The organism is Bradyrhizobium sp. UFLA05-108 (assembly GCF_059803455.1).
In genome coordinates this window covers 23979-36084 of the sequence record NZ_JBANAZ010000084.1, presented here as the reverse complement: position 1 = coordinate 36084, position 12106 = coordinate 23979, and the positions used below count along the sequence as shown (strand labels likewise).

Here is a 12106-nt window from a genome sequence, read left to right as displayed (position 1 = left end):
CTGCGACGATGTCCGTGCTGTACTGCTCTCATCCAAAGACGTACCGTGCGGATGATTTTATGACACAGTAAGACTAAGGCGCGATGAGATTAGGGGAAAATCGTCATCGCGCTTTAGGTTGTTGTTTGAGCATGATCTTTTCGGAAAACCGCTCCACACTTTTCCGGATCATGCTGTAGGCCCCTATGACCGGCCCATACGAAGAGTAGCGCTACCGCGCTCCGCCCTCGCCGACGAGATGCTCGCGGAAAAACCGCACGACGCTGGGGTTGAACTCGCGGTGGAAGGCGGCCCTGTCGAAGTCCGCCGATGCGCGGGACGGCGGCTGCGAGCTCCGCCGAGCAGGAACGCGTAGTGGCCGGCGGGCACGACGTGGATTTCGGGCGAACCGGGAAGCTGGCTGGCGGTAAGCGCGGTGAACTTCGCGTCAACGCCGTTGCCGCCGAACTCCGAGCGCCAAATCTGCAGCGGAATCTGGATGCCGCTCAAAGCTGCACGGTTGAAAGCCCAATTCGATGCGGTGTCGGCGAGCAGGGCAGCCTTGATGCGCGGATCGTGGGGCGGACTCGGCGGCACATCGCCGCTGCGCGCGCGCTCGCAATTCTCGGTCCTGTCATCCTCCTTGCAGACGATGGTCAGCCTGCGGAAGTCCACGTTGCCTCCGACCAGCACGAGGCCGGGTTGCCTCCGACCAGCACGAGGCCGGTGAAGGCGCCGAGCGAAAAGCCGAAGAAGCCGACCCGTGCGGGATCGATGGCTACCTTGTCCTTCCAGTCGTGCAGCATGAAATCGACAAGATGGATCATATCGACCGGACGCGCCGCCCAGACGGAGATCTTGTCCCGCTGCGAGGAGTCGTTGGCGTTGTCGCCGGGATGATTGATGGCTGCGACGACGAAGCCGGCATCGGCCAGCGCCTCCGCCGTGTCATGATGTGCGCCGAACCACGCACCGCGCCCGTGGGAGAACACGACCAGCGGCAGCCCGGTCCCCGCGATCGGACAATCCTTCGCGCCCTTCAAGCCGAATTCGGCCGGCACCGAAAGTTTGCCGAGCGCCAAGACTTTGGGCTCGCTCGCGCAGGGGTACCAGATGCCGCCCTGCAGCGCCGGATCTGATTCGAGAAGCTGGATGCCTGCAGCGCTTGCAGGAGCGACGAGACCACACAGGATCAAGGCACAAGCGATCGACGTCTTGAGTCCCACGGAAGCCCCCTGTCATTTCCGCGGCGGAGCTGATCAGCGAACGGCGACGGAATTGTGTCGGGAGTGTCGCACACGCTATGCGATAGCTCCAACCGCGAGGCCGGGTACTAGCCCCAACGTCGTCCTGGCGAAGGCCAGGACCCATAGCCTCCAGCAGTAGGCGCGCTCACAAATCCGGATGTGGCAAAACTCACCCTTGCCCCGACGCACGCAACGGGTTGTAATTGCAGGGACAAATACCGCAGCGCAGAATTCAAACAAGAACGCGCGCGGCTGCAAGGGAGAGCCGGTCATGCATGGGACCATCGAGAGCACAGTCACGCGCGAGAGCCTGCATGAGCGCGCCGCATCGCTGCCGCTGGAGCAGCTCGATCCCGGCCATCCCGAACTGTTCAGGACCGATGCGTTCTGGCCCTATTTCGATCGCCTGCGCCGCGAAGATCCCGTGCACTATTGCAGGGACTCGATGTTTGGCCCGTACTGGTCGGTGACGAGGTACAACGACATCATGGAGATCGAGACCAACCATTCGGTGTTCTCCTCGGCAGCTTCCCTCGGTGGCATCACCATCCGCGACATCGATCCCGATTTGCGCCGCGAGAGTTTCATTGCCATGGACCCGCCGCGTCATGCGGCCCAGCGCAAGACCGTGGCGCCGATGTTCACGCCGACGCATCTGGACGAGCTCGCGCTCAACATCCGCAAACGCTCGGCCGAATGCCTGGACAATCTCCCACGCGGAGAGGAATTCGACTGGGTCGACCGCGTCTCGATCGAGCTCACCACGCAGATGCTCGCGGTGCTGTTCGACTTCCCCTGGGAAGACCGCCGCAAGTTGACGCGCTGGTCGGATGTCGCGACCACCATTCCCGGCTCCGGCGGCCTCGTCGCCACCGAGGACCAGCGGCAGGCCGAGCTGTTGGAATGCGCGACCTACTTTTCGCGGCTGTGGAAGGAGCGCATCGCGCAGCCGCCCAGGAGCGACCTGCTCTCGATGCTGGCGCATGGCGCGGCGACGCGCGACATGGACGCGAGGAACTTTCTGGGCAACCTGATCCTGTTGATCGTCGGCGGCAACGACACCACCCGCAACACCATGTCCGGCTCGATCTACGCGCTCAGCCAGCATCCGGAGCAGTATCGGAAGCTGCGGGAGAATCCCGCGCTGCTCGACAGCTTCGTGCCCGAAGTCATCCGCTGGCAGACGCCGCTCGCCCATATGCGGCGCACCGCGCTCGCCGATTTCGAATTCCGCGGGAGAGAAATCAAGAAGGGTGACAAGGTCGTGATGTGGTACGTCTCGGGCAACCGCGACGAGGAGGCGATCGAAAAACCCTACGAATTCATCATTGACCGCGCCCGGCCGCGCACGCATCTCTCCTTCGGCTTCGGCATCCACCGCTGCGTGGGTCTCAGGCTTGCAGAGCTGCAATTGAAGATCATCTGGGAAGAGATTTTGAAGCGCTTCGATCATATCGACGTGGTCGGCGAACCCAAGCGGGTGTATTCGAGTTTCGTGAAGGGTTACGAGACGCTGCCGGTCAGGATTGCGGCGTGATTCGCGAGAACTGGAGCCACCAGCCATGAACGTCCAAACTCCGGTCAGGACCGACAGGGCCGAACGCATGCGCCGGGCGCGCGAGGAGGCCTATGCGACGCCATTGAAGGATTACCATCCGGGCGCGCCGCGGCTGTTCCAGGACGACACCTTATGGCCATGGTTCGAGCGGCTGCGCGAGCAAGAGCCGGTGCATTACTGCACCAACGCGCCGATCGAGCCGTACTGGTCGGTGGTCAAATACAACGACATCATGCATGTCGACACCAATCACGGCATCTTCTCCTCCGACTCGACGCTCGGCGGCATCTCGATCCGCGACGTGCCGACCGGTTATGACTGGCCAAGCTTCATCGCGATGGACCAGCCCACGCACTCGGCGCAGCGCAAGACGGTGTCGCCGATGTTCACGCCGACGCATCTGGACGAACTCGCCAAGCTGATCCGCCAGCGCTCGCAGTCCGTGCTGGACAATCTGCCGCGCAACGAGACCTTCAATTTCGTCGAGCGCGTCTCGATCGAGCTGACGACACAGATGTTGGCGACACTGTTCGACTTCCCCTGGGAGGAGCGGCGCAAGCTGACGCGCTGGTCGGACGTCTCCACCGCACTGCCCAAGAGCGGCATCGTCGCCTCCGCCGAAGAGCGGCGGAAGGAAATGGACGAGTGCTACGCCTACATGTCGAAGCTGTGGAACGAGCGCGTCAATTCCGCGCCGCGCAACGACCTGTTGTCGCTGATGGCGCATAACGACGCCACGCGCTACATGGACCCCGACAACCTCATGGGCAACATCATCCTGCTCATCGTTGGCGGCAACGATACCACCCGCAACACCATGACCGGCTCGGTGCTGGCGCTGAACGAGAACCCCGAGCAATACGACAAGCTCCGCGCCAATCCGGCGCTGATCGATTCAATGGTGCCGGAGGTGATCCGCTGGCAGACCCCGCTCGCGCACATGCGACGCACGGCGCTGCGGGATACCGAGATCGGCGGCAAGGAGATCAAGAAGGGCGACCGCGTCGTGATGTGGTACGTTTCCGGCAATCGCGACGAGGAGATGTTCGAGAAGCCGAACGACTTCATCATCGACCGGCCGCGGCCGCGCACACATCTGTCCTTCGGCTTCGGCATCCACCGCTGCGTCGGCATGCGGCTCGCGGAGCTTCAGCTCAGGATCGTCTGGGAGGAGATGCTGAAGCGTTTTGACCGTATCGAGGTGGTCGGCGAGCCCCGGCGGATCTATTCCAGCTTCATCAAGGGCTACGAGACGTTGCCGGTAAGGATTCCGGGGTAGCGTGCGCGGGGAATGGCAAGCCCTTACCTGAATCTTCGCTGTCATGCCCCGCGAAAGCGGGGATCCAGTAGGCCGCGGCTTCTCCGTATTCGTCACCGCCCCTGGAATACTGGATCGCACGCCTTCGCGGGCGATGACAGCGAAGGATGAGGCGACAAGCGAGTCGCCCCTAACGCGCGGCAGGCGCGCCGCTGCACCAGCTATAAAATTTCGGCATGACAGGTCGCGCCAGATGCGAAGGCAAGACGGCGCGCGGCTGTTCTAGGAAATGAGCGCATCTAACTCAATTTGATGTCCCAGACGCCGTCCTTGCGGCAGGCGGCCACTTCCTCGCGCAGGAGCGCGGTGACGGCAACGGTCGCCGTCGACACCGGCCGATCGATCGGAGAGGCAACAATGAGCTCGCGCGTCATTGGCTTGGAGACGGCGGCTGTTTCCAGCCGACCGTCGGCGACCTCACCGTATACCGACGAGGGCGGCAACAGGGCGAAGCCGAGGCCCTCCTCGACGAGGCTCGTGAGCACGCGGAACGAATCCGCTTCGAGCTGGACGTTGAGCTTGATCTTGCGCTGGGCCGCCGCATGCTCGATCAGCGCGCGGAGCCCGTGCGAATGACTGGGCAGCACCAGCCGCTGCCTGAGCAGCCAGCCGATCTCGACGCTCTTCTTGCGGGCGAGCCCGCAGCCGCGCGGGCCCACCGCGACGATGTTGTCGCGACCGATGCTCTGCACGGTGAGGTGCAGATCGGCGGAACGACCGTAGAGGATCGCAAGATCCATCTCGCCGCGATGCAGCCATTCGACGAGATGGCCGCTATAGCTCTCGACGATGCGCAGTGTGACGCCCGGATAGGTTTCGACGCAGCGGCGGGCGAAGCGCGCCGACAAGACGCAGCTCACGGTGGGAACCAGGCCGAGCACCACATGACCGGATGGCGGACCCTGGGCCGACTGGATGTCGTCGCGGATCTGGTCGATCTGGCGGACGATGCCGGAGGTGCGCGCGAGCAGCAGACGGCCGGCTTCCGTCAGCACCATGCCGCGGCCGTTGCGTGTGAACAGCTCCGTGCGCAGCTCGTGCTCCAGCAGCTTGATCTGGCGGCTCAGCGCCGGCTGGGCGACCCGCAGCGTATCGGACGCCTTGGAGAGGCTGCCAAGTTCGGCCACGCAACTGAAGGTCCTGAGCTGACGGAAATCCATGCTTGCCAAGCTTTGAACGCTACTCCATACGCTATAGCAAATGAGCATAGGGGGTTGGCGTCGTTTTCACAACGCCGGACGCTTGGCTGGCGTTATCTTCTGCAACGCGATCGACTGGAAACGCCATGAGCCAACAAAAACACGACGACCACCACACCGAAGACTATGCCGACATCCGCGACGCGGTGGCGAAACTCTGCGCACAGTTTCCCGGCGAATACTGGCGCAAGCTCGATCGCGAGATGACTTATCCAAAGGCTTTTGTCGATGCGCTCACAGAGGCCGGCTATCTCTCGGTGCTGATCCCCGAGGAATATGGCGGCGCCGGGCTTAAGTTGTCGGCGGCGGCAGCGATCCTCGAAGAGATCCAGCGCGCCGGCTGCAACGGCGGCGGCTGCCACGCCCAGATGTACACCATGGGCACGGTGCTCCGGCATGGCAGCGACGCGCAGAAGGCAAAATATCTGCCGAAGGTCGCGACCGGCGAATTGCGCCTGCAAGCCTTTGGGGTCACCGAGCCGACCAGCGGCACCGACACGTCTTCACTCAAGACCTTTGCACGTCGCGAGGGCGATCATTACGTCGTCAACGGCCAGAAAATCTGGACCAGCCGCGCCGAGCATTCCGACCTGATGATCTTGCTGGCGCGCACCACGCCGAAGGAGAAAGCCAAGAAGCGCACAGACGGCCTCTCGGTCTTCATCGTCGACATGCGCGAGGCCAGGGGCAAGGGCCTGGAGATCCGCCCGATCCGCACCATGATGAACCACGCCACCACCGAAGTGTTCTTTACGGACATGAAGGTGCCGGCGAAAAACCTGATCGGCGAGGAAGGCAAGGGCTTTCGCTATATCCTTTCCGGCATGAATGCCGAGCGCATCCTGATCGCGGCGGAATGCGTCGGCGATGCGAAGTGGTTCATCGCAAAGGCCTCGAACTACGCCAAGGAGCGCACCGTGTTTGGACGGCCGATCGGCCAGAACCAGGGCATCCAGTTTCCGATTGCAAAAGCCTACGCTTCTATGCGCGCGGCGGAGCTGATGGTGAAGGAAGCGACCCGCAAATACGAGGCCGGGCTCGACTGCGGCGCGGAGGCCAACATGGCAAAAATGCTGGCGGCGGATGCGTCCTGGGAAGCGGCGAACGCCTGCATCCAGACCCATGGCGGCTTCGGCTTCGCCGAGGAGTACGACGTCGAGCGAAAATTCCGCGAGACGCGGCTCTACCAGGTCGCGCCGATCTCGACCAACCTGGTGTTGTCCTTCATCGCCGAGCACGTGCTCGGCATGCCCCGCTCGTACTGAGGTCGCGCCATGGGAGCACTTGACGGGATCAGGGTGATTGCGGTCGAGCAGGCGGTCGCCGCGCCCTTCTGCTCATCGCGCCTGGCGGACGCCGGCGCCGAAGTGATCAAGATCGAGCGTCCCGAAGGCGATTTCGCGCGTGGCTATGACGCGGCAGCCAAGGGCCAGAGCAGCTATTTCGTCTGGCTCAACCGCGGCAAGCAATCGGCGGTGGTTGATCTGTCGACCAAGGAAGGCCGCGCCGAGCTTGAAACGCTGATCGCGAGCGCGGACGTGCTTATTCAAAACCTCAAGCCCGGCTCGATGGACAAGCTCGGCTTTTCGCGCGAGCGATTGCTGCGCGACTATCCGAAGCTGATCTCCTGCACCATCACCGGCTACGGCGACGCGGGACCCTATGCGCATCGCAAGGCCTATGATCTCCTGATCCAGGCCGAAAGCGGGCTTGCTTCGATCACCGGCAATCCCGACGGCGCCTCGCGTGTCGGCATCTCGATCGTCGATGTCGCGACCGGCGCGACCGCGCATGCCGCGATCCTGGAAGCGCTGATCGCGCGGGGACGCACGGGCGTGGGCGCCGACATCCGCATCTCCATGTTCGACGTGATGGCGGACTGGCTGACCGTGCCGCTACTCAATTCGGAAGCCGGCAATCCGCCCAAGCGAATGGGCCTGCGCCATCCCTCGATCGCGCCCTATGGCGTGTTCACCTCCAAGGACGGCAAGGACATCCTGATTTCGATCCAGAGCGAGCGCGAATGGAAGACGCTGTGCGCGGAGGTGCTGGACCAGCCCGCGCTGCCGAGCGATCCGCGCGTCGCCAATATGGTCGAGCGCGTGCGCCACCGCGACTTCACCGACAAGACCGTGGCCGATAGCTTTGGCAGGATGACACGCGATGAGCTGCTCAAGCGGCTGTCGGATGCCGACATCGCCTTTGCAGAGGTCAACACCATGGCTGATCTCACCACCCATCCGCATCTGCGTCGCATCGAGGTGGATACGCCGAACGGCCGCGTCAGCTATCCCGCGCCAGCGCCGATCATCGTCGGCGAGACGCGCAGCTACGGCGCCGTGCCCGGCATCGGCGAGCGGCCCGGCCAGAAGAAGAAGTAGCGAGAGAGATGACATGACCGAGAAGCTCGACATCGATCATTTGCGGCAATGGATCGGCCGTACCCAGGAGGCGACCGACACCGTCACCGCGCAACTCGTCAAGGGCCTGCGCGCGACGCTGTTCCAGGAGATTGGCGAGCCCAAAAAGGGCGACGCGGCGCCGTTCACCGTGCATTGGTGCCTGGCGCAGCCGGTATCCCCGATGTCGATGCTCGGCCCCGACGGTCACCCCACCCGTGGCGGGTTCCTGCCGCCGGTGCCGCTGCCGCGACGGATGTGGGCTGGTGGCGAGATCGAATTCATCGATGCGCTTCGCGTTGGCGATGAATCGACTCGGATCTCGCGCATTGCCGACGTCGTGGTGAAGACCGGCTCGACCGGAACGCTGTGTTTCGTCGCGGTCGAGCACACCATCACCTCGCCGCGCGGCGTCGCCATTCGCGAGCGGCAGGACATCGTCTACCGCGAGACGACGAGCGGCCAACCCGCAACCGCAAAGGGGCCGCCTCCGCCGCCGAAGGCGCAGCATCGCGAGACACATGTCTCCGATGCCGTGCTGCTGTTCCGCTACTCTGCGTTGACCTTCAACGGCCATCGCATCCACTATGATCGCGACTACGTCAACAAGGTCGAGGGTTATCCGGGCCTGATCTTCCATGGGCCGCTCCAGGCGGCGCTGATTACCGAGATGGCGGCGAAGCTCCGCCGCGGCAAGGCGCCGAAGAAATTCAGCTACCGCGGCGTGCAGCCGCTGTTCGACGGCACGGAATTTTCGGTGAACGCAAATGAGACCGACGCCGGTCTGGAGCTGTGGACGGCGAACGCCGAGGGTCAGCCGACGATGAAGGGGACGGCGGCGTGGTGATACGCTTCTGCTGCATCTCCATTGCGGGCGCAGCAGCGATGTAGGAACCTAAACCCTCACCCCGAGGAGCGCGCCCTTCGCGCGCGTCTCGAGGGCGAGGCCGAGAGCCGGGCCTTCATCCTTCGAGACGCGCGTTCCGCGCTCCTCAGGATGAGGGACTAAGAAGGGACGGAAACAATGTCAAAGAACGGAAAAACCGGCAGCACATCCGTCTCCGTCAAGCAGGCGACGCTCGACCTCTTCCGTGGCTTCGGCATCAAGAAAGTGTTCGGCAATCCCGGCTCGACCGAGCTGCCGTTCCTGAGCGACTGGCCCGACGACATCGACTATGTGCTGGCGCTTCAGGAAGCTTCCGCCGTCGGCATGGCCGATGGTTATGCCCAGGCCACGCGCAACGCCGGCTTCGTCAATCTGCATTCCGCCGCCGGCGTCGGCAATGCGCTCGGCAACATCTACACCGCGCATCGCAACCAGACGCCGCTCGTCATCACCGCGGGCCAGCAGGCGCGCTCGATCCTGCCGTTGCAGGCGTTCCTGTACGCCGAGCGAGCGTCCGAATTCCCTCGGCCTTACGTGAAATACAGCGTCGAACCGGCGCGCGCGGAAGATGTGCCCGCCGCGATCGCGCGCGCCTATCACACCGCGATGCAGCCTCCTTGCGGTCCGACCTTCGTCTCGATCCCGATCGACGACTGGACCCACGCGACGACGCCGGTCGAGGCGCGCAAGGTCAGTCGCGAGCTCGGGCCCGAGCCTGAGGCGATGAAGGCCCTGGTCGCGGCGCTCAATGCGAGCAAGCATCCTGCCCTCGTCGTCGGCCCCGGCGTCGACCGCGCCGGCGCTGTTGACCTCGTGGTGCGCGTCGCCGAGAAGGCGAAGGCGACCGTCTGGGTCAGCCCGTTCTCGGCGCGCTGCTCCTTCCCGGAGCGCCATCCACAATTCGCGGGCTTCCTGCATGCCTCGCCCGGCCAGCTCTCGGATGCGCTGCGCACGCACGATCTCGTCGTCGTGATCGGCGCGCCCGTGTTCACCTTCCATGTCGAAGGGCACGCCTCGATCTTCGACGGGGGCACGACCATTTTCCAGATCACCGAGGATCCGGATGCCGCCGCGGTGACGCCGGTCGGCACCAGCATCGTCGCGACCATGAAGCCGGCGCTGAACGCGCTGCTCGACATGCTGCCGGAGAGCAAACGCGCGACGCCAAAGGGCCGCACGCTGCCGCCGGCCCCACAAGCCGCCGATCCGCTTCCGGTCGAGTTCCTGCTGCATTCGCTGTCCGAGGCGATGCCGGAGGGCACTTCGCTCGTGGAGGAAGTGCCCTCGCACCGGCCGGCGATGCAGAAGTTCATGCCGATGCGTGGCCAGGACAGTTTTTACACGATGTCGAGCGGCGGCCTCGGCTACTCACTGCCCGCCTCCGTCGGCATGGCTTTGGGCAAACCGAACAGCCGCACGGTGTGCCTGATCGGCGACGGCTCGGCGATGTATTCGATCCAGGCGCTATGGACCGCCGCGCAGCGCAAGTTGCCGCTCACCGTCGTCGTCATCAACAATTCCGGCTACGGCGCGATGCGCTCCTTCAGCCAGGTCATGCAGGTGCGCAACGTACCGGGGCTGGAATTGCCCGGCATCGATTTCGTCAAGCTCGCCGAAGGGATGGGCTGCGACGCGGTGCGGGTGACGAAGTCGGCCGAGCTCGTCGAAATGCTGAAGCGGGGGATGAGCGCCGAGGGCGCGAGCCTCGTCGAGGTCGTCGTGGATTCCGCAGTGCCGCTGCTGTATGCGCAGAAGAATTAGCCAGGGACGGAGTCTCGCCCTGCACACTCCGCCGTCATCGCCCGGCTTGACCGGGCGATCCAGTACTCCGAGACAGTCGTGATTGAATCGAGAGGCTGCGGCGTACTGGATGCCCCGGTCCAGTCTATACATCAAGCCGGGGCATGACAGAGCGAATGTGGCGACCGCACCCCCTACTTCCCGAACTCCTCCCGCATCTTGGCCTGGATCTTCGCCATGCCGCCGATCCAGCGGTCGTAGTTCTCGGTCTTCTTGCGCATGTAGCCGAGCACCTGCGCGTGGGGCAGGATCAGGAACGTCTCCTGCGCGATGCCGGCGAGCGCGTCTTTCGCGACCTGCTCGGGCGAGAGGTCGCCGTCGCCACTTTGCGGGCCTTTTGGGATCGAGCGCAGCATGTTGGTGTCGACGCCCTGCGGACAGAGGATCGAGACGCGGATGTTATGCGCCTTGTGCGAGATCGCGAGGTTTTCGGCAAAGCCGACCGCGGCATGCTTCGTCGTCGAATAAGCCGGGCTCCCGACCTGCGAGAGCAGGCCCGCGGCCGAGATCGTGTTGAGGAAATAGCCGCCGCCGCGAGCTTTCATGCGCGGGACAAGGTGCCGCGCCGCGTAGACGTGGGCCATGACGTGGATCGCCCAGCTCCGCTGCCAGGGCTCATCTGACGATCCGCCGGCGTTCACTGACAAGGGATCGAAGCCGCCGCCGATGCCGGCATTGGAGCAGAACAGCTCGATCGGGCCGAACTGCCGCTCCGTTTCCTCGATGACGTGGGCGATGTCCTTTTCCTGGGCCACGTCGCATTTGAAGGCGGCGCCGTTCACGGTCGCCGCCACCGCTCGCGCGCCGGCGGCCTCCATATCCGCGACCACGACCTTGGCCGCGCCTGCCTGATGAAACACCTCGCACAGCGCCTTGCCGATGCCATTGGCGCCGCCGGTGACGACCACGATCTTGCCGGCCACCTGCATGCGACGTCTCCTCTTATGCCGCTTATACCGCTTCTGTTCGCGCTCAGCTCAGGACGAGATTGAGCACCGCGGTATAATGGCACGCCGCGCCGGCCAAGACAAAGCCGTGCCAGATCGCGTTTTGGAAACGCAGGCGCCGCCAGGCGTGGAAGATCACCCCGAAGGAATAGAGCGCGCCGCCCGCGACCACGAACCACAGCGCCACGGTCGGCAACGCCTTGACCACGGCGTCGTAGAGCATCAGGCCGCTCCAGCCCATGGCGAGGTAAATGCCGACAGCGACCCGGTCGAACCGGCCGGGCCAGCCAAGCTTGAGCACGATGCCGAGGATCGCCACGCACCAGACACCGACGAGCAGCGCCAGCGCGAACGTGCTGTCCTTCAGTTCCAGGATGAACGGCGTGTAGGTCGCGGCGATGAGGAGATAGATCGCGGAGTGGTCGAACCGTCGCAAGATCCATTTGGCTGGCGACACTGGCCAGAGATTATAGGTCGCCGACAGCACCAGCATCGAGAGCAGGCCGGCGACGTAGATCGAGACCCCGACGATGTCGACCGTGCTGGCATTGACCGCCGCCAGCACCACCAGAACGATCGCAGCGACGATGCCCGTCAGCACGCCGATGGCATGAATGACGCCGTCGGCGATCAGCTCGGCGCGGTCATAGTCCCAGCCGATGACATCGGCCGCAGCATGGACCGAGGTGGACGCAAGTTGTTTCAATCTGAAAACGGTCATGGCAGTCCGAAGGCGACGCTGTGGCACTTTTATGTGGGTCTTTCGTGGTCGG

The 12106-nt window shown here is 64.1% G+C and carries 11 protein-coding genes; 6 read left to right on the top strand and 5 right to left on the bottom strand.

All coding sequences use genetic code 11. The annotated features are described in order from the left end of the window. Window positions 1-183: 183 nt before the first annotated feature. Window positions 184-654, bottom strand: coding sequence for an alpha/beta hydrolase (locus SO140_RS39360; protein ID WP_474802567.1), 471 nt, complete (start codon window positions 652-654; stop codon window positions 184-186). Further along, entirely contained in the window at window positions 636-1205 is a 570-nt protein-coding gene (locus tag SO140_RS39355) for an alpha/beta hydrolase family protein (protein ID WP_474802565.1), read from the bottom strand. Before SO140_RS39355 ends, SO140_RS39360 begins: the two co-directional genes overlap by 19 nt. A gap of 292 nt (window positions 1206-1497) precedes the next feature. Between SO140_RS39355 and SO140_RS39350 the strand changes: the two genes are divergently transcribed. Together SO140_RS39350 and SO140_RS39345 are read left to right on the top strand one after the other, a co-directional pair. Further along, complete coding sequence (locus tag SO140_RS39350; protein WP_474802563.1) at window positions 1498-2763, top strand: cytochrome P450; 1266 nt, start codon at window positions 1498-1500, stop codon at window positions 2761-2763. Between the two features lie 25 nt (window positions 2764-2788). Continuing rightward, complete coding sequence (locus tag SO140_RS39345) at window positions 2789-4063, top strand: cytochrome P450 (protein ID WP_449380943.1); 1275 nt, start codon at window positions 2789-2791, stop codon at window positions 4061-4063. A 278-nt stretch (window positions 4064-4341) separates the two neighbouring features. Here SO140_RS39345 and SO140_RS39340 read toward each other — a convergent pair whose 3' ends face one another. Next, window positions 4342-5262 carry a LysR substrate-binding domain-containing protein gene (locus SO140_RS39340; protein WP_498543891.1) on the bottom strand — a complete coding sequence of 307 codons (921 nt, stop codon included), beginning with the start codon at window positions 5260-5262 and terminating at the stop codon, window positions 4342-4344. Window positions 5263-5387: 125 nt separating this feature from the next. On the opposite strand from SO140_RS39340, the gene SO140_RS39335 reads away from it, so the two are divergent. From SO140_RS39335 to mdlC, 4 genes are all read left to right on the top strand, one after another. Next, window positions 5388-6566: an acyl-CoA dehydrogenase family protein gene (locus SO140_RS39335; RefSeq protein WP_498543890.1), complete on the top strand. Its 1179-nt coding sequence runs from the start codon at window positions 5388-5390 to the stop codon at window positions 6564-6566. Between the two features lie 9 nt (window positions 6567-6575). After that, entirely contained in the window at window positions 6576-7682 is a 1107-nt protein-coding gene (locus SO140_RS39330) for a CaiB/BaiF CoA transferase family protein (RefSeq protein ID WP_449380940.1), read from the top strand. A 13-nt stretch (window positions 7683-7695) separates the two neighbouring features. Then, a complete protein-coding gene (locus SO140_RS39325; RefSeq protein ID WP_474802558.1) occupies window positions 7696-8547 on the top strand; it encodes an HTD2 family dehydratase in 852 nt (283 codons plus the stop codon). Window positions 8548-8724: 177 nt separating this feature from the next. Continuing rightward, complete coding sequence (gene mdlC, locus SO140_RS39320; protein ID WP_474802556.1) at window positions 8725-10347, top strand: benzoylformate decarboxylase; 1623 nt, start codon at window positions 8725-8727, stop codon at window positions 10345-10347. A gap of 173 nt (window positions 10348-10520) precedes the next feature. Here the strand turns inward: mdlC and SO140_RS39315 are convergent, their stop codons facing one another. Beyond that, window positions 10521-11315, bottom strand: a complete 795-nt coding sequence (locus SO140_RS39315; RefSeq protein WP_449380937.1) for an SDR family oxidoreductase — start codon at window positions 11313-11315, stop codon at window positions 10521-10523. Window positions 11316-11358: 43 nt separating this feature from the next. Next, window positions 11359-12054, bottom strand: coding sequence for a PAQR family membrane homeostasis protein TrhA (gene trhA, locus SO140_RS39310; protein ID WP_449380936.1), 696 nt, complete (start codon window positions 12052-12054; stop codon window positions 11359-11361). Between the last annotated feature and the right edge of the window lie 52 nt (window positions 12055-12106).

What these genes read in the sequence shown, in the direction of transcription:
- SO140_RS39340 (WP_498543891.1), bottom strand. Translation starts at nt 5,262, where the DNA reads ATGGATTTCCGTCAGCTCAGGACCTTCAGTTGCGTGGCCGAACTTGGC.
- SO140_RS39345 (WP_449380943.1), top strand. Translation starts at nt 2,789, where the DNA reads ATGAACGTCCAAACTCCGGTCAGGACCGACAGGGCCGAACGCATGCGC.
- SO140_RS39330 (WP_449380940.1), top strand. Translation starts at nt 6,576, where the DNA reads ATGGGAGCACTTGACGGGATCAGGGTGATTGCGGTCGAGCAGGCGGTC.
- SO140_RS39335 (WP_498543890.1), top strand. Translation starts at nt 5,388, where the DNA reads ATGAGCCAACAAAAACACGACGACCACCACACCGAAGACTATGCCGAC.
- mdlC (WP_474802556.1), top strand. Translation starts at nt 8,725, where the DNA reads ATGTCAAAGAACGGAAAAACCGGCAGCACATCCGTCTCCGTCAAGCAG.
- SO140_RS39350 (WP_474802563.1), top strand. Translation starts at nt 1,498, where the DNA reads ATGCATGGGACCATCGAGAGCACAGTCACGCGCGAGAGCCTGCATGAG.
- SO140_RS39325 (WP_474802558.1), top strand. Translation starts at nt 7,696, where the DNA reads ATGACCGAGAAGCTCGACATCGATCATTTGCGGCAATGGATCGGCCGT.
- trhA (WP_449380936.1), bottom strand. Translation starts at nt 12,054, where the DNA reads ATGACCGTTTTCAGATTGAAACAACTTGCGTCCACCTCGGTCCATGCT.
- SO140_RS39315 (WP_449380937.1), bottom strand. Translation starts at nt 11,315, where the DNA reads ATGCAGGTGGCCGGCAAGATCGTGGTCGTCACCGGCGGCGCCAATGGC.